This window comes from Aciduliprofundum sp. MAR08-339 (assembly GCF_000327505.1).
In the GTDB taxonomy this organism is placed as follows: domain Archaea; phylum Thermoplasmatota; class Thermoplasmata; order Thermoplasmatales; family Aciduliprofundaceae; genus Aciduliprofundum.
Genome location: NC_019942.1, coordinates 1,340,791 through 1,360,953, shown reverse-complemented (window position 1 = coordinate 1,360,953; position 20,163 = coordinate 1,340,791). Strand labels below are relative to the sequence as shown.

At 45.1% G+C, this 20,163-nt stretch carries 24 protein-coding genes; 17 read left to right on the top strand and 7 right to left on the bottom strand.

Going from position 1 to position 20,163, the window contains the following annotated elements; translation table 11 throughout:
* Positions 1-55 precede the first annotated feature (55 nt).
* On the top strand, positions 56-3,328 hold the full coding sequence (locus ACIM339_RS07300) for a DNA polymerase II large subunit (RefSeq protein WP_015283973.1): 3,273 nt from the start codon (positions 56-58) through the stop codon (positions 3,326-3,328).
* Positions 3,325-4,092, top strand: a complete 768-nt coding sequence (locus tag ACIM339_RS07295) for an ATP/GTP-binding protein (protein WP_015283972.1) — start codon at positions 3,325-3,327, stop codon at positions 4,090-4,092. Before ACIM339_RS07300 ends, ACIM339_RS07295 begins: the two co-directional genes overlap by 4 nt.
* Here the strand turns inward: ACIM339_RS07295 and pyrE are convergent, their stop codons facing one another.
* Together pyrE and ACIM339_RS07285 are read right to left on the bottom strand one after the other, a co-directional pair.
* The gene (pyrE, locus tag ACIM339_RS07290) at positions 4,093-4,593 is read right to left on the bottom strand and encodes an orotate phosphoribosyltransferase (protein ID WP_015283971.1); all 501 of its coding nucleotides are present in this window, start codon (positions 4,591-4,593) and stop codon (positions 4,093-4,095) included.
* Between the two features lie 21 nt (positions 4,594-4,614).
* On the bottom strand, positions 4,615-4,887 hold the full coding sequence (locus ACIM339_RS07285; RefSeq protein ID WP_015283970.1) for a hypothetical protein: 273 nt from the start codon (positions 4,885-4,887) through the stop codon (positions 4,615-4,617).
* Positions 4,888-5,002: 115 nt separating this feature from the next.
* Here ACIM339_RS07285 and ACIM339_RS07280 point away from each other — a divergent pair, with 115 nt between their 5' ends.
* Complete coding sequence (locus tag ACIM339_RS07280) at positions 5,003-5,278, top strand: acylphosphatase (protein ID WP_048103897.1); 276 nt, start codon at positions 5,003-5,005, stop codon at positions 5,276-5,278.
* Complete coding sequence (locus tag ACIM339_RS07275; RefSeq protein ID WP_015283968.1) at positions 5,278-6,015, top strand: S-adenosyl-l-methionine hydroxide adenosyltransferase family protein; 738 nt, start codon at positions 5,278-5,280, stop codon at positions 6,013-6,015. The genes ACIM339_RS07280 and ACIM339_RS07275 overlap by 1 nt, the downstream gene beginning before the upstream one ends.
* Positions 6,016-6,127: 112 nt before the next feature.
* Here ACIM339_RS07275 and ACIM339_RS07270 read toward each other — a convergent pair whose 3' ends face one another.
* Genes ACIM339_RS07270 through ACIM339_RS08080 form a run of 3 tightly spaced genes read right to left on the bottom strand, consistent with a single transcriptional unit; the run spans position 6,128 to position 7,467 of the window.
* Positions 6,128-6,568 carry a hypothetical protein gene (locus ACIM339_RS07270; RefSeq protein ID WP_015283967.1) on the bottom strand — a complete coding sequence of 147 codons (441 nt, stop codon included), beginning with the start codon at positions 6,566-6,568 and terminating at the stop codon, positions 6,128-6,130.
* On the bottom strand, positions 6,569-6,880 hold the full coding sequence (locus ACIM339_RS07265; RefSeq protein WP_015283966.1) for a hypothetical protein: 312 nt from the start codon (positions 6,878-6,880) through the stop codon (positions 6,569-6,571). It abuts the gene before it with no gap.
* Positions 6,877-7,467 carry a hypothetical protein gene (locus ACIM339_RS08080; protein WP_015283965.1) on the bottom strand — a complete coding sequence of 197 codons (591 nt, stop codon included), beginning with the start codon at positions 7,465-7,467 and terminating at the stop codon, positions 6,877-6,879. Before ACIM339_RS08080 ends, ACIM339_RS07265 begins: the two co-directional genes overlap by 4 nt.
* Positions 7,468-7,547: 80 nt before the next feature.
* Here ACIM339_RS08080 and purB point away from each other — a divergent pair, with 80 nt between their 5' ends.
* The 3 genes from purB to ACIM339_RS07240 all read left to right on the top strand — a co-directional run bounded on the left by purB (position 7,548) and on the right by ACIM339_RS07240 (position 12,070).
* On the top strand, positions 7,548-8,867 hold the full coding sequence (purB, locus tag ACIM339_RS07250) for an adenylosuccinate lyase (protein WP_015283964.1): 1,320 nt from the start codon (positions 7,548-7,550) through the stop codon (positions 8,865-8,867).
* A gap of 18 nt (positions 8,868-8,885) precedes the next feature.
* Positions 8,886-9,602 carry a nucleotidyltransferase family protein gene (locus tag ACIM339_RS07245; RefSeq protein ID WP_015283963.1) on the top strand — a complete coding sequence of 239 codons (717 nt, stop codon included), beginning with the start codon at positions 8,886-8,888 and terminating at the stop codon, positions 9,600-9,602.
* Between the two features lie 143 nt (positions 9,603-9,745).
* Entirely contained in the window at positions 9,746-12,070 is a 2,325-nt protein-coding gene (locus ACIM339_RS07240; RefSeq protein WP_015283962.1) for an adenosylcobalamin-dependent ribonucleoside-diphosphate reductase, read from the top strand.
* A 1-nt stretch (position 12,071) separates the two neighbouring features.
* On the opposite strand, the gene ACIM339_RS07235 is transcribed toward ACIM339_RS07240, so the two are convergent.
* On the bottom strand, positions 12,072-12,551 hold the full coding sequence (locus tag ACIM339_RS07235) for a hypothetical protein (protein ID WP_015283961.1): 480 nt from the start codon (positions 12,549-12,551) through the stop codon (positions 12,072-12,074).
* Between the two features lie 50 nt (positions 12,552-12,601).
* On the opposite strand from ACIM339_RS07235, the gene ACIM339_RS07230 reads away from it, so the two are divergent.
* Positions 12,602-13,363 (top strand): winged helix-turn-helix transcriptional regulator, encoded by a 762-nt coding sequence (locus ACIM339_RS07230; protein WP_015283960.1) that lies wholly within the window; start codon positions 12,602-12,604, stop codon positions 13,361-13,363.
* On the opposite strand, the gene purM is transcribed toward ACIM339_RS07230, so the two are convergent.
* Complete coding sequence (purM, locus tag ACIM339_RS07225; RefSeq protein ID WP_015283959.1) at positions 13,357-14,331, bottom strand: phosphoribosylformylglycinamidine cyclo-ligase; 975 nt, start codon at positions 14,329-14,331, stop codon at positions 13,357-13,359. The two genes, ACIM339_RS07230 and purM, sit on opposite strands and share 7 nt — an antisense overlap.
* A 79-nt stretch (positions 14,332-14,410) precedes the next feature.
* Here purM and ACIM339_RS07220 point away from each other — a divergent pair, with 79 nt between their 5' ends.
* Genes ACIM339_RS07220 through ACIM339_RS07180 form a run of 9 tightly spaced genes read left to right on the top strand, consistent with a single transcriptional unit; the run spans position 14,411 to position 20,162 of the window.
* Positions 14,411-15,328: a radical SAM protein gene (locus ACIM339_RS07220; protein WP_015283958.1), complete on the top strand. Its 918-nt coding sequence runs from the start codon at positions 14,411-14,413 to the stop codon at positions 15,326-15,328.
* A gap of 49 nt (positions 15,329-15,377) precedes the next feature.
* On the top strand, positions 15,378-15,662 hold the full coding sequence (locus ACIM339_RS07215; RefSeq protein WP_048103888.1) for a 50S ribosomal protein L44e: 285 nt from the start codon (positions 15,378-15,380) through the stop codon (positions 15,660-15,662).
* Positions 15,662-15,841 (top strand): 30S ribosomal protein S27e, encoded by a 180-nt coding sequence (locus tag ACIM339_RS07210; protein ID WP_015283956.1) that lies wholly within the window; start codon positions 15,662-15,664, stop codon positions 15,839-15,841. Before ACIM339_RS07215 ends, ACIM339_RS07210 begins: the two co-directional genes overlap by 1 nt.
* Positions 15,838-16,602, top strand: coding sequence for a translation initiation factor IF-2 subunit alpha (locus tag ACIM339_RS07205; protein WP_015283955.1), 765 nt, complete (start codon positions 15,838-15,840; stop codon positions 16,600-16,602). The genes ACIM339_RS07210 and ACIM339_RS07205 overlap by 4 nt, the downstream gene beginning before the upstream one ends.
* 2 nt (positions 16,603-16,604) lie before the next feature.
* Entirely contained in the window at positions 16,605-16,787 is a 183-nt protein-coding gene (locus ACIM339_RS07200; protein ID WP_015283954.1) for an RNA-protein complex protein Nop10, read from the top strand.
* Entirely contained in the window at positions 16,768-17,523 is a 756-nt protein-coding gene (locus ACIM339_RS07195; protein ID WP_015283953.1) for a proteasome assembly chaperone family protein, read from the top strand. The genes ACIM339_RS07200 and ACIM339_RS07195 overlap by 20 nt, the downstream gene beginning before the upstream one ends.
* Positions 17,524-17,558: 35 nt before the next feature.
* On the top strand, positions 17,559-18,554 hold the full coding sequence (locus tag ACIM339_RS07190; protein ID WP_015283952.1) for a 60S ribosomal export protein NMD3: 996 nt from the start codon (positions 17,559-17,561) through the stop codon (positions 18,552-18,554).
* The gene (locus ACIM339_RS07185; protein ID WP_015283951.1) at positions 18,551-18,883 is read left to right on the top strand and encodes an NUDIX domain-containing protein; all 333 of its coding nucleotides are present in this window, start codon (positions 18,551-18,553) and stop codon (positions 18,881-18,883) included. Before ACIM339_RS07190 ends, ACIM339_RS07185 begins: the two co-directional genes overlap by 4 nt.
* A 37-nt stretch (positions 18,884-18,920) precedes the next feature.
* Positions 18,921-20,162 (top strand): inorganic phosphate transporter, encoded by a 1,242-nt coding sequence (locus ACIM339_RS07180; protein ID WP_015283950.1) that lies wholly within the window; start codon positions 18,921-18,923, stop codon positions 20,160-20,162.
* Position 20,163 lies beyond the last annotated feature (1 nt).

The following is a 20,163-nucleotide window of genomic DNA, read 5'->3' as shown; positions in this document are numbered from 1 at the left end:
TAAAATTTTGGATAATGGAAAGTGTTATAACCCATCCATCTTTTGGGGTTAGAGGATGGCAGAAGCGAGCAAGGAGATGCAGAGGTATTTTGAGGAGCTTGAACGAAGGGCTGAGGAGTGTTATAAAGTTGCCAAGGAAGCAAGAAGTATGCATCTTGACCCCGTTGGAGATGTTGAGATTCCCCGTGCAAAGGATCTGGCGGCCAGAGTTGAAGAATTAATAGGTGTGAAGGGAATAGCGGAGGATATCAGGGAACTCAGCAAAAAGTACGATAGGGGAATGGTCTCTCTGCTCATGGCCAAGAAGATTGCCAGAAGATTTGAGCGTAAGGATGAGGCTCTTGACAAGGCTGTTCGGGTGGGTCTTGCGGTTCTCACAGAGGGAATACTGGTTGCTCCCCTTGAAGGGATAGCCCATGTGAAGATCAAGAAGAATTTTGACGGTACTGAATACGTTTCCATGTACTATGCTGGGCCAATAAGGGGTGCGGGAGGGACCGCCCAGGCCCTGAGTGTTCTTATTGCAGATGTGGTTAGAAGAGAGTTGGGAATTGATAGGTACAAGCCCACGGAGGAGGAGATTGAGAGGTACAAGGAAGAGATTCAACTTTACGACAGGATTCACCATTTGCAGTACAGACCATCAAATGAGGAAATTGAATTGGTAGTGAAAAATTGCCCGGTGTGCATAGATGGAGAGGGCACGGAGAAGGTTGAAGTCAGCGGATACCGTGATCTGCCAAGGATTGAAGGTAATCGTGTGAGGGGTGGTATGTGTCTTGTACTTGCTGAAGGACTGCTCCAGAAGACCAAGAAAATAAAGGCCTATGTGGATATGCTAAAAATTGATGGGTGGGAATGGATAAACAAACTCATACCCGAGGTCAAGGAGGATAGATTTGAACTCAAGCCATCTGAAAAGTACATGAAGGATGTGATAGCGGGCAGGCCCATTTTCTCTTACCCCATGGCCCCCGGAGGCTTCAGGCTCAGATACGGGCGTTGCCGTGCAGGGGGACTTGCAACCATAAGCATTAATCCTGCAACCATGTATGTCCTTAACAAATTCATAGCCATAGGCACACAACTCAAAACAGAGCGCCCTGGCAAAGCTGGAGGAATGACCTCCTGCGATAGCATAGAGGGGCCAATAGTTATGCTCAAAAATGGAGATCTGATTCAAATTAACGATTACGATAGCGCCAGGGAGTATTACGATAAAATCGAGGAGATTGTGGATGTTGGGGAGATTCTCATACCCTACGGTGAGTTCCTTGAGAATAATCATCCCCTCGTTCCCGCATCCTATGTGATTGAGTGGTGGGAGCAGGATGCCCAGAAAGCCGGATTTCACGGCGAAGTCAAGGATGCGTTCCATGCCTTTAAGATATCCGAGGAATATGGTGTGCCGCTTCATCCAGATTACAACCTGTTCTGGCACGATTTGAGTTATGAAGAACTTGAAAAATTGAGAGATCACGTGGCCAAAAACGCATTTTGGAGGAACGGGGAGTTGTACATTGAGAAAAATAAGGAGATAAAAGAGATACTTAAAAAATTGGGTGCTCTGCATAGGGAGAGAGAGCACTACATTCTCGATAGATACGCATATCCGCTTCTGCGCTGCCTGGGCCTGGATCTGGATGGTGAGCGCATAATAAAAAAGAGAGAGCCGAGGCGTGGGGAAATAATGGAGGTGGTCTCTGATCTTGCAGGGGTGCAAGTTAGGCCCAGAGCACCTGTAAGGATAGGTGCAAGGATGGGCAGACCTGAAAAGGCTGCTCCCAGAAAAATGAAACCGCCCATACACTCTCTCTTTCCCATAGGAGATGCCGGTGGAGACAGAAGGTTGATAACTGAGGCTGTGAAGAGAAGGGTGATACCCATTGAGGTGGGATTGAGAAAATGTCCCAAATGCGGAGAGAAAACCATGCTACCATTTTGCCCCAAGTGCGGAGTCCCCACAGAGTTCACGGGGGTCATATCCACCAGAAAGGTGAATGTTGAGGATTTCTTTACCAAGGCCCAGGATTATCTCGGAATCAAGGTTAACTGGGATGTTAAGGGAGTAAAGAAAATGATGTCTCCTGAGCACATTCCAGAGCGTATGGAAAAGGGGATACTCAGAGCCAAGCATGGGGTTTTTGTTTTCAAGGATGGTACTGCAAGATTTGATATGAGCGATATAGCGATAACCCATTTCAGGCCGAGGGAGATTGGATTGAGCGTTGAAAAGGCGAGAGAACTTGGATACAAGGTTGACTACAACGGGGAGGAACTTAAAAATGGGGATCAGATTCTTGAATTAAAGGTTCAGGACATAATAATTCCAAAGAAGGCTGCGGATTATCTGGTTAAGATCTCAAACTATGTGGACGAACTTTTGGAGAAATTCTACAAGATGCCAAGATTCTACAACGTTCGCTCCAAGGAAGATCTGATCGGGCATCTTGTAATCGGTCTCGCACCCCATACCTCAGCGGGTATCCTTGGTCGTATAATAGGGTTCACCGATGCGAATGTGGGATTTGCCCATCCGTTCTTCCATGCGGCCAAGCGCAGAAACTGTGATGGAGATGAGGATTCTATAATGCTGCTTCTTGAAGGTCTGCTTGACTTCTCACGTAAGTTCCTGCCTTCCACCAGGGGAGGACTGATGGACGCACCCCTCGTATTAACAACCAGGATATCCCCCACAGAAATTGACAAGGAAGCCCTGCATGTGGATGTTATGGACAGGTACCCTCTGGAATTCTACGAAGCCACATTGAGATACGCGAAGCCGGATGAGGTTGCCGATATCATGGATTTTGTGAAAAAGAGAATAGGTACCCCAAGACAGTACGAGGGTTTCAGGTTCACCCACGATACTGCCGATATAAACATAGGGATTTTAACATCTTCCTACAAGGTTCTGGGAAGCATGGAGGAAAAACTTGATAGTCAGCTCGAACTGGCTAAGAAGATAAGGGCTGTTGACGAGCACGATATGGCTGCTCGCATAATAGCACATCATTTCATTCCAGACATAATGGGCAATCTAAAAAAGTTTGGAACTCAGGGTTTCAGATGCACGAGATGCCATGCCAAATTCAGGCGTGTGCCTTTGAATAACGTTTGTCCCTACTGTGGAGGTAATGTCATTCTCACTGTTCACGAGGGCTCCGTTAGAAAGTATTTGGATAAGGCACTGAAACTTGCCGAAGAGTTTGAGGTTCCGCTCTACGTGAAGCAAAGGGTTCTGGCCCTCAAGGAGTCCATAGATTCTCTTTTTGCCAGAGAGGAGGAAAAAAATAAAATAACCCTTGAATCTTTTCTTGGAGTATGATTGCAAATCTGTTCGTGGTTGGTCCTGCGGGAAGTGGAAAGAGCACATTCACGGCTGCTTTCAGGGATTGGATGATAAAAAATGAGTACGATGTTATAACAGTGAACCTTGATCCCGGCGCTGAAACTCTGCCCTACAATCCGGATGTGGATATAAGGGATATTATTGATCTCTCTTCCATAATGAATGAATATGGGCTTGGTCCAAACGGGGCCCAGATAGTTGCGGCAGATATGATTGCAAATTTTGTGGAGGAGTTGAAGGGTGAGATCGATAGTTATGAGGCAGATTATGTGATTTATGACACTGCGGGTCAGATTGAGTTGTTTGCATTCAGGGCGGCCAGCAAGTTTATTGTGGATTACCTTGGGGGAAAGAACAGCATACTGGCATTTCTCTTCGATCCTGCCCTGGCAAAGTCTCCCTCGGGGTACGTATCCCTTTTCATACTTTCGTCATCCGTGTATTTTAGGTTTTATATTCCTTTCATAAATATTCTCTCCAAGGTGGATATAGTGGAGGACAGGGATCTGGAAAACATAGCGAGATGGAGTGAAAACTGGAACTATCTTTACGATTCTCTACTTTCAGAGAACCCAAGCATGCAGAAGGAACTCAGCATTGAGCTTTTCAAGGCTCTGGAAAATATAAATGCGTTTCGAACCCTTATCCCCACATCGGCCCGTATGCTCTACGGTTATGAGGATGTTTATTCAACAATTCAACTCACATTTGCAGGTGGCGAGGATCTTGAAAAAAGATGATCAGAGGAGGTCCTTAGCACGGAGAAGAGAGATCAGTTCCACACCTTCCTTTTTCAGGTTTTCATCTCCTCCCTCCTCCCTATTCACCACGCATATCACCCTTTCAACCTTTAGACCCTCATCTCTCAGAATTTTTACTGCCCTAAGTACCGAACTGCCGGTTGTCACAACATCTTCTATTATATCCACGGTGAGTCCCTTCCTATAATCCCCCTCAATAAGTTTTGAAGTGCCGTATCCCTTTTTCTCCTTGCGGATTATGAGGTAATCCCTTTTTGCTTTAACTGCCGTGATTGCCACAAGGGGCACTGCTCCAAGCTCCACCCCTGCGAGGATATCTCCCTTTACATGCTCGGCCAGAAGATCACCCATAAGTGATAGAATCTCGTGCTTTGTGCTTGCCTTCTTTATATCCACATAATACTTGCTCTTCTTTCCAGAAGCCAGAGTAAAATCTCCAAATCTTATGGCTCCAGATTCAATCAGTTTATCCCTGAGCATAGGGGAGCATGGATTCGAAAATTAAAGTTTTTCCTTCACTTCTTTGATTAGAACCCTCACCCTGGGTTTTTGGTAAGATGGTATCTTATCCCAATTCTCTTCTATGGCCTTCAGGAATTCTGTTATATTATCTTCACTTGCCTCCACCACCACGTCCTCCTCCTTATTTTCTTTTTTTGCCGATATGGCTATGATTAATTTCCTTTTTCTCGGATCGATTTTGTATGCTTCGAACAGAATGCTTTTCTTAGATGCAATAATTTTTTCGAAATCTTGTGGATTTCGTATGTACATAAGGCATATTTATTTTGCTTCTATTTAAATTTTTTTGAATTTTGCCTCATTTTTGGTTTTGATTTCCAACTTTTTATGTTTAAAATTTAAATACTATTTTTTCAATCGGGACTCCATGGATAAGGTCAGAATGCATGTTTTCTTCTCGGGGCGTGTTCAGGGCGTATTTTTCAGGGCTTTCACAAAGGAGAACGCGGATAGGCTGGGGGTCAATGGCTGGGTTCGGAATTTGCACGATGGGCGGGTGGAGGCGGTGTTTGAGGGTCCGAGGGATAAGGTTGAAAAACTGCTGTACATGTGCAGGTACGAGCATCCCCATGCCCGTGTTGATGATGTGGAGATTCATTACGAAGAGCCTGAGAATATCGTTGGATTTCGGGTGAGGTACTGATGATCACCCTTACAACTGATTTTGGATACATGGACCATTACGTTGGTGCCATGAAGGGTGTGATTCTGAATATAAATCCCCAGGCCAGAATAATCGATATAACTCACAGCATTCGCAGGCACGATATAAGACACGCTGCATACGTCCTGAGCGCCATACTTCCATACTTTAAAAATGCAGTGCATGTTTTCGTGGTGGATCCTGGTGTTGGTACCAGCAGGAAGGGTATAGCGGTTAGATTTGGAGATTCCTGGTATGTTGGACCTGACAATGGCATAATCACCTATGTGGCGGATAGGATTGATGATGTCTATGAGATCCAATTGGAGCCAAAGAGTACGACCTTTCATGGAAGGGATGTGTTTGCCCCTGCAGGTGCCTACATAGACATGGGAAGAAGTGATGGAATTCTTAGAAAAATCAAAAATGTGCATTTATTCTCCTACCATCCTCCCGTTAAAAACGGAGATACTCTGGAGGGGGAGATAATCCATGTGGACAGATTCGGAAATGTGGTAACAAATATCCCGGGAAGCATGGTTGGAAGGCCTGCATACGTGGAAGTTTTCGGCATGAGACTCAGATTTTTGCCATCCTACGGATTTGCTAAGCGGGGAGAGCTAATTGCCCTGATTAACAGTGAGAATTTCCTTGAATTTGCGGTCAATCAGGGTGATGCTTCAACCAAACTCCCCTGCTCTGTTGGAGATAGGGTTGAGGTTAGAGTTCAACATTGAATTGAAGATAGCACTCCGTTGAAATCGGAAGCAAATTCCGGTGGATATGCGTACGCAACGATTATTTATTCGAATTTCTCCTGGCAGAAGTATGCACCTATGGTGAGCTGTATTATCTTTGGTTTGAGTGAAGGCAGTGAGGAACTGAGGAAGTGTAGTTCAGGTGCACGTCATATAGCTCCATCACAACCTCGTGGTTTTGAATCTCAACCTTCTTCTCTCCCTTGTAAACCAGGAGTATGTTCACATGATACCTTTTCTTTATCTCATTTTCCGCAATGCCCTTGGTGTACTTTAGGGAGTAACTGTAACTGCTTGACGGCACGTAGGGAGTTCTGATGGTGGCGATAACAACTATTGCGGGGGTGATAGAGCCTCTAACGTACACCTTGTAAACGCCCTGTGGAAGTTTATTCAAATTCTTTGTCTCAACATCAATATAGCCCATGTGGGATACGTGTGCAGGGGTCACAGGATATGAAAAAAATGCCAGATATATTGCGAATATAACAATGTATGTGAGAACCCCTGCTATGATCTTCTTCACATTCATTCAGAGCACCTCCTGCATGAGGAGAATGCCTACTGCAATGGAAATTAGGAGTATTCCCTTTGCAAGTTTCATCTTTTTTCTTGATACTGCATAACCATGGAACCCTCCTATTCCGGAAAGAGCAATGGATACGGGAAACACGTATGCTCCTGGGAAACCCTGTGGAATCATTATTATTGCAATGAAGGTGTATATCCCTCCAATTATGCTGTATGCCCCCTCCACCTTCTCTCCTCCATGAATAAGAAACGCACCGTAGGCTATGAATGGAAGGGAAGATGAAGCCAGAATTATCTGTGCACCGTTTATCATTCTCCCCTCTCCAGAGATTCTGCCGTTTTTTTGAACATGAGGGCCTCGTGTTCATAGCTCTTGCTTCTCTGGTAATATTCCGCGGCCTTGGCCTTATGGGCACTCATTCTCTTCACATACTCTGCTTGCTTCTCCTTCAGAGAGCTTATTTTTGAGTTCAGGGTGGAGATTTTTGTCTGTACTCTGGCTATTTTCGCTCTCAAACTCTCCCTCTTTTTGAGGGATGTGGCCGAGTTCAGCGCTTCTTGATAATCGGCAATCTTTCTCTTTAGAAGTTTTATTTTTTCCCGTATCTCTTGCTCCCTCTCCTTGTACTTTGCCTTCTCGGCCTGGTACCTTGCCACCTTTTCCATCTCGGCCTTGTACTTCTGATGGTAAATGGAAGCCCTTCTTTCGTATTCTGCTGCCCTTTTTCTTAGTTTTGAAGCCTCCCTGAACCTCTCCATTTTATCCTTCTCTTTAAGAGCCTCAATATGATCCTCCGCCTCTATATCCTTGTATGAGGACACCTCCTCATGCTCTTCATCAAATATTGAAGGTAGTTCGTAGGGTTTTGGCGCCCCTTTTTTCTTCTTAACCCTTCCCATAAATACACCGATTAGATATGCTCCTGGCTCTAAATAAAATTTTCGGGAAATAATTAATAGAGACAAAGGCATGCTCACTTATGTCAATTTGTCCCTTGGAATACAGATACGGAACACCTGAAGTTAAGCGCATATTTTCCGAGGAATCAAAACTCCGGTACATGCTTATGGTGGAAGCAGCTCTGGTGAGAGCCCATGCCCATTTTGGCAACGTGCCGGAGGAGTGTGCGGATATTGTGAGTGGCAAAATAGATGATGTTAAGATTGAAAGGGTTAAGGAGATAGAGGATGAAATCAGACACGATGTTATGGCAATGGTCCGTGCCTATGCGGAGGTATGCGGTGAGTGTGGTAAGTACATACATCTGGGGGCAACAAGCAACGATATAATAGATACTGCCACCGCACTTCAGATCAAGGAGTTTCTCGTGTATCTTGAAGATGCTCTCAGGAATTTTGAGGATATATTGGCCACGCTTGCCGATAGTTACAGGCACACGGTTATGCTCGGCAGGACCCATGGGCAGGCGGCCGTACCCGTCACCTTTGGATTGAAAATGGCCGTGTTCTTGGCTGAGATTTTGAGACATCATGAGAGGCTTAAGGAGATAAAAAAGAGAATACTTGTTGGAAAGATGATGGGAGCTGTTGGAACGGGTGCTGCATTTGGAAAAAAAGCGCTTGAGATACAGAAGTATGTTATGGATTACCTTGGACTTGGATACGAGGAGGCTCCCACGCAGATCGTAGGCAGAGACAGGTATTTTGAGTTTGTATCCTTCCTGGCCGGCTTGGCCACATCTCTTGAAAAATTCGCAACCGAGATAAGAAACTTGCAGAGGCCAGAGATAGGTGAGGTTGAGGAGGAGTTTCGCTACGACAAGCAGGTTGGCTCAAGTACAATGGCCCACAAGAGGAACCCCATAACCGCTGAAAATATATGCGGTTTGGCAAGGGTAATTCGGGGATTTATGATCCCCCAGTACGAAAGTTCAATTCTCTGGCATGAAAGGGACCTTACAAATTCTTCTGCCGAGAGGTTCATTATACCCCACGTATGCGTCCTCACCCATGACATACTGGTGAAATCTGCAAAACTTTTCGGTAATTTGAAGGTGAACGAGGATAGGATGCTGGAAAACATCAGGGCCCATGAGGAGATAATGGCTGAAGCTGTCATAATTTATCTTGTTGAGAAAGGCTGGGATAGACAGGAGGCCCACGAAAGGCTCAGGCGAATCTCAATGATGCCCGGTGTTTTTCGTGAGAATCTGCTGAGAGATCCGGAGGTAGGCCCCCTCCTGAAGGACAGGATTGATGGGATTCTGGATCCTTTAAATTATGTAGGAGTGAGCGATGAGATAATAGACGGAGTGCTTGATAAAAAATCTAAAATTTGATGAGCACATTTCCTTCCTATGAAGGCACTCATACTTGCAGGTGGATTTGCGAGAAGACTTGCTCCCATCACGGATTTCATCGCAAAGCCATTGCTCCCTGTTGGTGACAGGTTAATGATTGACTGGATTGTGGACAAGATAAGGGATGCGGGAATCAAGGAAATAATAGTATCAACAAATGCTTATTATGAGAGGGAATTCAGATACTGGATGGGATGCAGGGATGAGGATATTGATCTTCTCATAGAGCCAACAAGGAGTGAGGAGGAAAAGTTCGGTGCAATTGCGGGTATAAAATATGCCATGGATAAATATGGGATTGATGAGTATCTGATAGTTGCAGGGGATAATTATTTTGATCTATCCCTAACGAAATTTCTTGAATTTTACAGAGAGAAACACGCTCCAGTTATTGCACTTTACGATGTAAAGGATCTCAGCAAGGCAACCAGATACGGCGTGGTGAGCATCGATGAGGGTAACAAAATAACAAAATTCGTTGAAAAGCCATCAAATCCCGGGAGCACCCTTGTTGCCACGGCATGCTATGCCTTTCCTGGTTACATTTTTGATAAATTAAAAGAGTATCTCAACGATAAAAACAACCCCGACAGTCCTGGATATTTTGTGTCCTGGCTTGTTGGAAGGGAGCCTGTGTACGGCTATGTATTTGATGGGATCTGGCTTGATATAGGCAACATAGATGAGTACAGGAGAGCATTTAGATCAATTTAATTAACATCTTTTTTACCAACATTTTTACCATAAGTATGAACTCTTGTGCATGAAAGTTCGTCTAAAAAAAGAATTTAAATGCACAGGTGTATGGTTAACTTACCCGCGAAATAAAAAGAAGTATGTCAGAAGAGGGTGAGTTGATGCAGGTTGTAAAAAGGGATGGAAGGATAGTTGACTTTAGCGAGGGCAAGATATTCAAAGCGATCTGGAAGGCAATGGAGTCTGTTGGGAGATACAGCGAGGAGGATGCACATAGGGTTACCATGAGGGTAGTTGATAAGATTCTCTCATTGGGCAAGGAGAGTGTGGGTGTTGAGGAGATACAGGATATTGTAGAAGAGACCCTTATGCTTGAAGGTTATATTCACGTGGCCAAGGCCTATATTCTTTACAGGGAAGAAAGAAGAAAGTTGAGACAGGCCAAGAAGGTTATGGGCGTTGAAGATGATCTCAAACTCACGGTAAATGCCGTAAAGGTTCTTGAGGCAAGGTACCTTCTCAAAGATGAGGAGGGCAACGTTATTGAGACTCCAAGGCAGATGTTTGAGCGTGCGGCCAGATATCTCGCCCTTGTGGACATATTCTACGAGCCAGACATCTACGATATGGATGGAAATCAGGAAGTTAGAGAGGTTGATATGAATGAAATGCCTGAATTTTTGAGTGTGTGGGAGTTCAAGATGATGAAGAGAGCCTATCAAAATTTGTCCAGAGAGGGACATATGAAGGTTCCGTTCTCATATGTCATGGAAGCTCTTGAAGAAAGATGGGATAAGATTGAGAATACAAAGCGGAAGTTTGCGGAGATTATGGAGAGACGGATGTATATGCCAAACTCTCCCACGTTAATGAACGCGAACACGAAGTTAGGGCAGTTAAGCGCGTGCTTTGTTCTTCCTGTGCCTGACAGCATAGAGGGCATATTTGACGCGGTCAAATATGCGGCCATGATTCACAAGAGCGGGGGAGGAACTGGATTCTCATTCTCACGATTGAGGCCCAAGGGGGACATAGTGGCGAGCACAATGGGTGTGGCCTCAGGGCCCTTAAGTTTCATGCGTGTATTTGATGTGGCGACTGATGTAATAAAGCAGGGAGGAAAGAGAAGGGGCGCGAACATGGGAGTGCTGAGCGTGCATCATCCGGACATTTTGGATTTCATCACATCGAAGGACAGCGAGAACAGGGTGCTGAGTAACTTCAACATAAGCGTGGCGATAACGGATGAATTCATGGAAGCGTTGCTCAACGATGAGGATTATGCATTGAGAAATCCAAGGACGGGGGAGGAGGTTAAGAGGATAAGGGCGAGGCAGGTATGGGATTTAATAGTGACGCAGGCTTGGAAGACAGGAGATCCGGGAATAATATTCATAGACGAGATAAACAGGAAGCATCCGGTGAAGCATCTGGGCGAGATAGAGAGCACGAATCCGTGCGGAGAGCAACCCCTATTGCCCTACGAATCCTGCAATCTGGGCTCAATAAATCTATCGCTCTTCGTTGAGAATGGGAAGGTGAAGTGGGATGAACTTAGGGATGTTGTTCACATCGCCGTGCACTTTATGGACAATGTGATAGATGCTAACAACTATCCGTTGCCGCAGGTAACAGAGATGACAAGAAAGTCCAGGAAAATAGGCTTGGGCGTAATGGGCTGGGCAGAGATGCTGATCAAGTTAGGGATACCGTACGATAGCGAGGAGGCCATAGAACTGGCCGAGAAGGTAATGAAATTCATAAACGACGAATCGCACAGGGCGAGCATGAAACTTGCGGAGAAGAGAGGAGTGTTTCCTGCGTGGGAGGGGAGCGAGTGGTGGAAGAGGGGCATAAGAATAAGGAACGCGACCACGACCACGATAGCACCAACGGGCACCATAAGCATAATCGCAGGCACTTCATCAAGCATAGAGCCTTTATTTGCCATAGCATTCATTCGCCGTGTTCTCGATGGTCAAGAACTTCTTGAGGTAAATCCCCTATTTGAGGAAATCACCAAGAAAGCAGGCATATACAGCGAGGAATTGATGCGCAAGGTAGCCGAAACAGGAAGCGTTCAGCATCTTCACATTCCTGAGGAGATAAAGAGGCTGTTCCGCACAGCCCATGATGTCAGTCCAGAGTGGCATGTGAAGATGCAGGCTGCCTTCCAGAAGTATGTGGATAATGCCGTCAGCAAGACCGTCAATTTGAGGCATGAGGCGACCACAGGGGATGTTGAGGAAACCTATATTCTCGCCTGGAAACTGGGATGCAAGGGAATAACAATTTACAGAGATGGGAGTAAGAGTGTACAGGTGATTTACAGGGGTACGAAGGGTACAAAGCAGGAGGTAAAGGATGAAAAGAAGGAGGAAAGCCCCCTGATGGATCTGACCTTCAATGTGAAGATTGATGAGAAGTACCTGAAGGTAGATAGCACCTTTGATCCTGCCTGCCCCACGGGCAAGTGCGACAACTGATTCATTCTCTTATTTTTTCTATTCCCGCAAGGTACATTGGAACTATTATGGTCAGGTAAACTAGAAAGAACGGAGCGTACGTGTCTCCTCTCCACATGGATATGCTTTCTGTGAGGAGGTAAATGAGCATGAACGAATAGCTGAACGCGGGGAACTTCTTTATTTCGTAATGTGCCATTCTGTAAAATGCGAGAAAGAGGGAAGTGAATACGAGGAAATTCCATGAGAAATGTATCCAAGCGTTGTTGTAGGGGTACCATAGCACTGCAAATACGAGCCCTAAAATTGCGATTATGGCTGTGGACATTTTCCATTTTTTGTCAAGGAATTTTAATGCCATGGCTAAAATTATTAGGGATGCAATAATTGTCAGAGAGATTACAATTATTGCAACGTTGTATTTGGCCATCAGACCGATCATCTCTATGTATTTGACAGTGAGCAGAACTGCAGCAGCCACAAACAGTAGCAATTTTTTCATCAAGAGGGAATAGGAGATAAAAATATAAACTTTCACTTTTATCCTACCCTATGATTCTCCGAGATAAGGGGAAAATAACGAAGATGCTCGTACTTCTATCTATTTTGAAGGGCAACAGGAAATTAAAGGATATAGCGGATGATGTGGGTATAACAGTTCAGGGAGTCTCAGAGTATATGAAGAGCCTTGAATCGGAGGGTTATATAAAAAACGGGAAGATAACCCCCTCTGGAATGGAGTTTTTATATGCAATCCTTGAGGAAATTGGTGATTTCGTTCACGATGTGGGGAAATTGATTGGGAAGATAAGGGTAACGGAGGCCATAGCGGGGGAGAGTATAAGGAGAGGAGATAGAGTTGGACTTTTCATGGAGAATGGGTACATCTACGCGTATAAGAGAGATTCCCCATCCAATGGTGTGGCTATAATGGATGCCGAACCGGGAGAGGATGTTGGAATTAAAGACCTTCAGGGTATTATGGACATTGAGTACGGAGAGATAGAGGTGTTCGTTATGCCACCCATTTCAGAGGGAGGCAGCAGAAAAATAGATGTTAAGAGAGTAAAAGCCCTTGTGGAAGGAAACAAAGACAAAAAAATCGGAGTGTTCGGCGTTGTGCCGCATGTCATCTTTGAAAAAATTGGAAATGTGGATTTTGAATTTGGGGCGGTGTATGCTGCCATAGATGCCTATTTCCGGGGATTGAGCACCCTGCTCTTTGTATCCTACGAACTTCTGCCCTACACTGTAAAATTGCTGTCTGATAGGGATGTAAAATACGTTTTGAGAAACATTGAAGACGTTCAATAATCTGTGTACCTTATCTTCAACTGGGGGATCACAATCTCTGCCCCCTCCTCAACATATCCCACTACCCTTGCATCCCTTATGTGCTTTTTCACGTACTCCTCACAATCTTCAGGTGCTATTATGGCGAAACCCATTCCCATATTGTAGGTTCTGTACATCTCCTCGTAATCAACGCTTGCCATCTCCATTATTAGCCCGAATATCTTCTGGGGTTTCATTGGGGCATCAATCACGTATTTCATTCTCTTGAGCCTCATGAAATTTTTCAATCCCCCTCCCGTTATGTGAACCAGTCCATGGGGCCGGCATCTTTTGAGGAGCTCCACCACCTCTCTAACGTATATTCTTGTGGGTGTGAGCAGTTCATCTCCAATAGTTCCAGTTCCGAATTTCTCCTGCAGGTCCAGCACCTTTCTTGCAAGGGTTAGTCCGTTGGAATGTATCCCGCTACTTGGAATTCCGAATATCAAGTCTCCATTTTTTATATCCTCTCCCGTGATGAGCGCATCTTTTTTCACTACACCTATGCTCGTTCCTGAAAGGTCAAGCCCGTTTACAATCTCTGGCACTGTGGCAGTTTCCCCACCCACAATTTCAACGTTGGCCAACTGCGCACCCCTGTTCAACCCGATTCCGATCTGCCTAGCCATATCCAAATCGTACCTGCCTATGGCAAGGTAATCCACAAATGCTATGGGTTCAGCCCCCACGGTGATGGTATCATTTACATTCATCGCAATGCAATCGATTCCAATCGTATCCCATCTTTTCAACTCATTTGCAATCAGCACCTTGGTGCCAACCCCATCGGTGTTCATGGCTATATAGTAATCTCCAAAACTCACGAGGCCTGTGAAATGCTTTTTTAAATTTTTCATTATTCCCCTGCGAAACTTCAACTGCTCCACCAGGGTTCCTATAAACTTTGCCTCCATGTCTATATCCACACCGGCATCCTTGTATCTCATTAAATCACCCTAATTGGAATATGTGCCAGGGATTTAAAGGTTTCAGCAAGTTTATTAACTTCGTTAGGCATGCCTAAATATGCTTGTATTTGGTCCCGTGCCTTCGAGACGTCTTGGCAGGAGTCTGGGGATAAACAATATACCCTACAAGGTATGCACCTACGCCTGCACCTACTGCCAGATTGGACGAACTTTGAGAATGAGTGTTGAGCGCCGAATGTTCTATGATCCAGAAAAAATATACCGGGAGGTTGAAAGGAGAGTGGGTGAAGAATTGGACTACATAACAATGGTGCCAGATGGAGAGCCCACCCTGGATTTGAATTTGGGTAAACTGGCCAAAATGCTCGAGGATTTTTCCTATCCCCTTGCAATACTCACCAACTCCTCCCTTATATGGAGAGAGGATGTGCAAGAGGATCTGTTGAATTTTGATTATATATCTTTCAAGGTTGATGCTGTGAGTGAGGAATTCTGGCGCAGGGTGGACAGGCCTCACAAATCCCTGAGAATTGAAGAGATTCTTCAAGGTCTTGTTGATTTCAGAAAGAAATTCAATGGAAAAATTGTAACAGAGACGATGCTTATTTCGGGATTGGATTATTCCGAGGAACTTGAGAAGATAGGTTCTTTTTTGAAGACACTGAACCCGGATATTGCCTACATTGCCATACCCACAAGACCTCCTGCGGAGCCATGGGTCAAACCGGCCAGTGAGGAAGTGGTTGCAGAGGCGTATCATATATTTTCCAGCAATGTGGATGGGGTTGAATACCTCATAGGATATGAGGGCAGTGAATTTGCGGCAACCGGTGATTTTGAGGAAGATATTCTGAGCATCACCTCAGTGCATCCCATGCGTGAGGATGCAGTCATTCACCTCATGGCCAAGGATGGGGCATCTGGTGAGGTTCTTGAAAAACTTTTACGGGAAGAAAAGATAAAAAGAATAGAGTTTCAGGGGCATGTTTATTATGTTCGCAGGTTTAATGGGTAAAAATACTTAAATATTATATGCCTATTTGCCCACTAATCTGGTGATGGGAATGAAGATGCCAAGGAAGGTTAAGATGTATTGTCCTTATTGCAAGAGACATACGATTCACACGGTTGAGAGGGTCAAAAAGCGCAAGGCCAGTGAACTCAAGGCCGGGCAGCGCAGATTCCGCAGGGTTACTGCCGGATACGGTGGATTTCCTAGGCCCACCTACGAGGGCAGGGAGAAGCCCACAAAGCGTCTAAATCTTCGTTTCAGGTGTACCGAGTGCAATCGCGCCCACACATCCCCTATGATCCGCGCCAAGAAATTTGAACTGGTGGAGGTGAAATGATGGTCAAGATTGAGGATAAGAGTTTTGTCAAGGTCAAGTGCCCCGACTGCGGACATGAGCAGATCATATACTCAAAGGCAAGCATAGTGGTGAGATGCCACATTTGCGGGGCCACCCTTGCGGTACCCACCGGTGGTAAGGCAGACATAAAGGCTGAGGTAATAGAGGTGTATAAGTGAGAAAGGGATACCCGGAGACAGGTGAATTTGTAATCGCGACCGTGAAGACTGTAAAACCCTACGGGGCATTTGTCACCCTGGATGAATATGAGGGAAAGGAGGGTTTTATCCATATAAGCGAGATTGCCACCGGGTGGATAAAGTACATAAGGGATCACGTTCGTGAGGGTCAGAAGGTTGTTTGTAAGGTTCTGCGTGTTGATCCATCCCGTGGGCACATTGATTTGAGTTTAAAGCGCGTGAATGAGCATCAGAAGCGCGAGAAGATTCAGGAATGGAAAAATGAGAAAAAGGCTCAGAAATTGTTTGAAATTGTGGCCCAGCGACTTGGAAGGAGTGTGGATGAATGTTACAATGAGTTTGGATATGAACTTATTAATCATTTTGGCACGTTGTTTGCCGCCTTTGAAGAGGCCGCAATAAATGAGGATGTTTTGAAGGAAGAGGGATTTGATGGAGATTGGATTGATACGTTTATAGAGGTGGCCAAGGAGAACATAACTCCTCCATATGTGCGCATATCCGGCTATCTGGAACTCACAACCACGGCACCAGATGGTATTGAGCACATAAAGAAGGTGTTGCAGGAGATTGAGGAGGAGGATGTTACCGTTACCTATATGGGTGCCCCTAGGTACAGGATAAATGTTAAGGCAGAGGATTACAAAACTGCCGAGGAGAAATTGCAGGCACTGGCAAAAAGGGCCATTGAAGAGTTTTCAAAATTGGGTGGTGAAGGAGAGTACCACAGAAGGTTGTGAAAATGCACACCCTAATAAGAAAATGCCCAAAATGCGGCACATACACTCTTAAATTGTACTGTCCGAAATGCGGTGAGAAGACATTGGAAGCGCTTCCTCCAAGATTCTCTCCTGAAGACAGGTACGGAAAGTACAGGAGAATGCTAAAGAAAGAGGTGGAAAGATATGGAACCAATCATAGTTAAGTACCTTGAAAAGCCACAGTTGAACGAACCGGTTCTGATTGAAGGTCTTCCCGGGGTTGGGAACGTTGGCAAGATCTCAGCCGAGTATCTGAAAGAAAAACTTCAGGCTAAATTGTTTGTTGAGATATACTCCAAGTATCTTCCTCCCCAGGTACTTATGAAGGGCGATGGCACACTTTATCTGGTGAAAAATGAGATGTACTATCATAAGAATCCCAATGGAAGGGATCTGATCATCCTTGTGGGAGATTATCAGGGTATGAATGCGGAGGGACAGTACGAACTCTCCTACAAAGTGCTTGAGATTGCAAAGGAATTAGGAACAAAATTGATATTCACCCTGGGTGGGTACGGAACGGGGAATCTTGTTGAAGAGCCACGCGTGTTCGGAGCCGCCACAGATATGGAGATGGTGGAGGAGATGAAAGAATACGGGGTTTATTTCTCACCCTCGGACCCTTCAGGGGGCATTGTGGGTGCTGCAGGTTTGCTTCTGGGCCTCGGTTCAGTGGCATTTGATATGCGCGGTGTTTGCCTTATGGGTGAGACCTCCGGATATTTCTCGGATCCAAAGAGTGCCCTCAACGTGTTAAAAATAGTGGACAGGTACTTTAATCTGAGTCTTGATCTTGAGGAGATGGAGCTTAGGTCAAAGGAGATCACAGAGATCACCTCCCAGATAAAGGAAGAGCAAAAGGAAGAGGAGCGCCATGAGGATCTGGGCTACATTGGTTAAGAAAATTTTTTAATGGATGAGCCATAGGAGAATTAATGCTCTGCATAGAGTGTGGAAAGAGGGAAGCCAAGTACGAGGGCCTGTGTGAAGAATGTTTTTTGAAAAAGGTCAAGTTCACCGACTTACCCGGGCATATGGAGATTGTACGGTGTCCCCATTGCGGAGCGGTTAAATTCAAGGGCGAATGGAGGAGAATGGAAGAGGACGACATCATAAGGGAGCTGATAGAGAGAAATATGGACGTACTCCACGATTGCGACTCAATACATTTTGATTTCAACGTGCGTGAAGAAAATGATGGAAAACTTGTTGATGTGCTCTTTCACATTAAGTACGAAGATCTGGAAGTTGATGAAGAGCATGTATCTGAAGTCTTGGTTAAATACGAATCCTGCCCGAGATGTAACAGGTACTTTGGCAATTATTTTGAAGCCATATTGCAGATTCGTGGTCTTAGAGATGGAGAACTTCATGATATTGTAAATTTTGCCCACGAGCGTCTTGCATTTTACGCTCAGAAAAATGAAAATCTCTTTATCACCAAGGAGGAGGGTAAACATGGGGGATGGGATATTTACATAAGTGACAAACGTGAGGCAAAGAAGGTTGCCGACGAGATGTGCAGGAAATACGGAGCAACTTTGAAATCCTCGCCACACATTGTTGGCAGGAAGGATGGAAAGGACGTTTACCGCATGACCTATTCAGTACGTCTTCCAGAGTATCGGGAGGGAGATGTGGTTGAGATGCAATCGAAATACTATCTTGTTGAGCATGTATCTAGCCATTATGTCAAGATGATCTCCCTGGATGATGGAAAAGAAAAATCTGTGGATGTGAGAAAGCACGAGATAAGGGTTATAAAGAAGAGGGATGAACTTGAAGAGGCCATGGTTATATTCTCACAGGGCAATGAGGTTCAGGTTATGGATGGAGATTACCGGACCCTTGAGGCAATAAGTTACAGGAAGCACAGATCTGGTGAGAGGGTGAAAATAATAAGAACGGAGAACATGGTTTACGTGATATGATGATCGTTGTTGTCGTGCCTGTGAGAGATGGAAAGTTCCTCATGGTGTACAATCCAAAGCGTGGCTGGGAATTTCCGGGTGGAAAGGTGGAGGAAAATGAGTCTCCCGAAGCAGCCGCGGTGAGGGAAGCCTGGGAAGAGGCTGGACTTGTTCTTGAAAATATGAGGATCGTTGAAGAGGGTTCAGATATGATAGTCTTTGCCGCGGATGTGAAAGACATTAAAGGGGGAGAGATGGAATATGCTTTATTCTCAAAATTGCCAGAGAAACTGGCATTTCCCAGGGAAGAATCTTTGAGGTTTTTGAGACGATTGCATATTAATACATAGGCAGAAATTTTTTTAAATGAGTTCAGCATACCCAATTATGCTATTAGAACTGATACTGATCCTGGGGATTTTGGCCTCTCTGTATATGTCTTGGAACATTGGTGCCAATGACGTTGCCAATTCTATGGGTACCTCTGTTGGAAGTGGTGCCCTAACGCTCAAACGTGCCATAATGGTTGCAGTTACCTTTGAGTTTCTCGGTGCGGTTCTTGTGGGTAAGCATGTGACCAATACAATCGCAAAGGGTATTGTTGATCCTACCCTTTTGGATCCCTATGTGCTTATGGTGGGGATGTTTGGAGCACTTATTGCAGCAGGGCTCTGGGTAACAATTGCTACGTATCTTCGCCTTCCAGTATCCACAACCCAGTCCATTGTGGGAGCGGTTATGGGTTTTGCCATAATAATAAACATAAAGCTGATCCACTGGAGCGTTGTGGGAGATATAGCCGCTAGTTGGGTTGTCTCTCCCCTTCTTGGTGCACTTATGGCCTATATATTTTTCATGATTTTGAAGAAAACCATATTTGCGAAGGATGATCCCATAAAGGAAGCAAAGATAGTCATGCCGTTCTTCATCTTTCTCACCGCGATGCTCATAGCCATGGCGATTCTCTTTAAGGGACTCAAGAACATTGGACTGGATTATGGTCTCTGGTTTTCTCTCCTTCTCTCCGCCATTGCAGGATTGGTGGCAATGGTGATAGGATTCATTCTTCTAAGGAGATACAAGTACGATTATGCAGATGGTGATAAGTACAAGAAACTTGAGAAATTCTTTGTGTATCTGCAGGTTATGACCGCTGCAAGTGTTGCCTTCGCCCACGGTGCCAACGATGTTGCCAATTCCGTGGGTCCGCTTGTAACCATAGTGGATATCTACAACGGAGTTGCCATAGGCTCCCATGTCACAATTCCTCTCTGGGTGCTGGTTCTTGGAGGATTTGGCATTGTGATAGGTATCTCCACATGGGGATACAAGGTCATTGAAACCATAGGAAAGAGAATAACTGAAATCACGCCAACCAGGGGTTTTGCGGCCGAGCTGGCTGCAGCGTTTACTGTGCTGGTGTTCTCAAAGCTCGGTATGCCAGTATCCACTTCTCAGGTCATAGTTGGCTCGGTTATGGGCGTGGGTTTTGCCCGGGGAATAGCCAGCGTAGATTACAGGGTTATAAAAAACATACTCCTCTCTTGGGTGTTTACACTTCCCGTGGCCATGATATTTTCGGCAGGAATATTTTTATTGTTAAGGTATATATTCTTGGGGGTGATGTAAG

What these genes read in the sequence shown, in the direction of transcription:
- ACIM339_RS07220 (WP_015283958.1), top strand. Translation starts at nt 14,411, where the DNA reads ATGCTTGTATTTGGTCCCGTGCCTTCGAGACGTCTTGGCAGGAGTCTG.
- ACIM339_RS07295 (WP_015283972.1), top strand. Translation starts at nt 3,325, where the DNA reads ATGATTGCAAATCTGTTCGTGGTTGGTCCTGCGGGAAGTGGAAAGAGC.
- ACIM339_RS07300 (WP_015283973.1), top strand. Translation starts at nt 56, where the DNA reads ATGGCAGAAGCGAGCAAGGAGATGCAGAGGTATTTTGAGGAGCTTGAA.
- purB (WP_015283964.1), top strand. Translation starts at nt 7,548, where the DNA reads ATGTCAATTTGTCCCTTGGAATACAGATACGGAACACCTGAAGTTAAG.
- ACIM339_RS07265 (WP_015283966.1), bottom strand. Translation starts at nt 6,880, where the DNA reads ATGATAAACGGTGCACAGATAATTCTGGCTTCATCTTCCCTTCCATTC.
- ACIM339_RS07280 (WP_048103897.1), top strand. Translation starts at nt 5,003, where the DNA reads ATGGATAAGGTCAGAATGCATGTTTTCTTCTCGGGGCGTGTTCAGGGC.
- purM (WP_015283959.1), bottom strand. Translation starts at nt 14,331, where the DNA reads ATGAGATACAAGGATGCCGGTGTGGATATAGACATGGAGGCAAAGTTT.
- ACIM339_RS07210 (WP_015283956.1), top strand. Translation starts at nt 15,662, where the DNA reads ATGGTCAAGATTGAGGATAAGAGTTTTGTCAAGGTCAAGTGCCCCGAC.
- ACIM339_RS07245 (WP_015283963.1), top strand. Translation starts at nt 8,886, where the DNA reads ATGAAGGCACTCATACTTGCAGGTGGATTTGCGAGAAGACTTGCTCCC.
- ACIM339_RS07285 (WP_015283970.1), bottom strand. Translation starts at nt 4,887, where the DNA reads ATGTACATACGAAATCCACAAGATTTCGAAAAAATTATTGCATCTAAG.
- ACIM339_RS07190 (WP_015283952.1), top strand. Translation starts at nt 17,559, where the DNA reads ATGCTCTGCATAGAGTGTGGAAAGAGGGAAGCCAAGTACGAGGGCCTG.
- pyrE (WP_015283971.1), bottom strand. Translation starts at nt 4,593, where the DNA reads ATGCTCAGGGATAAACTGATTGAATCTGGAGCCATAAGATTTGGAGAT.
- ACIM339_RS07180 (WP_015283950.1), top strand. Translation starts at nt 18,921, where the DNA reads ATGCTATTAGAACTGATACTGATCCTGGGGATTTTGGCCTCTCTGTAT.
- ACIM339_RS07230 (WP_015283960.1), top strand. Translation starts at nt 12,602, where the DNA reads ATGATTCTCCGAGATAAGGGGAAAATAACGAAGATGCTCGTACTTCTA.
- ACIM339_RS07275 (WP_015283968.1), top strand. Translation starts at nt 5,278, where the DNA reads ATGATCACCCTTACAACTGATTTTGGATACATGGACCATTACGTTGGT.
- ACIM339_RS07240 (WP_015283962.1), top strand. Translation starts at nt 9,746, where the DNA reads ATGCAGGTTGTAAAAAGGGATGGAAGGATAGTTGACTTTAGCGAGGGC.
- ACIM339_RS07235 (WP_015283961.1), bottom strand. Translation starts at nt 12,551, where the DNA reads ATGAAAAAATTGCTACTGTTTGTGGCTGCTGCAGTTCTGCTCACTGTC.
- ACIM339_RS07185 (WP_015283951.1), top strand. Translation starts at nt 18,551, where the DNA reads ATGATGATCGTTGTTGTCGTGCCTGTGAGAGATGGAAAGTTCCTCATG.
- ACIM339_RS07195 (WP_015283953.1), top strand. Translation starts at nt 16,768, where the DNA reads ATGGAACCAATCATAGTTAAGTACCTTGAAAAGCCACAGTTGAACGAA.
- ACIM339_RS07270 (WP_015283967.1), bottom strand. Translation starts at nt 6,568, where the DNA reads ATGAATGTGAAGAAGATCATAGCAGGGGTTCTCACATACATTGTTATA.
- ACIM339_RS07215 (WP_048103888.1), top strand. Translation starts at nt 15,378, where the DNA reads ATGAAGATGCCAAGGAAGGTTAAGATGTATTGTCCTTATTGCAAGAGA.
- ACIM339_RS08080 (WP_015283965.1), bottom strand. Translation starts at nt 7,467, where the DNA reads ATGGGAAGGGTTAAGAAGAAAAAAGGGGCGCCAAAACCCTACGAACTA.
- ACIM339_RS07200 (WP_015283954.1), top strand. Translation starts at nt 16,605, where the DNA reads ATGCACACCCTAATAAGAAAATGCCCAAAATGCGGCACATACACTCTT.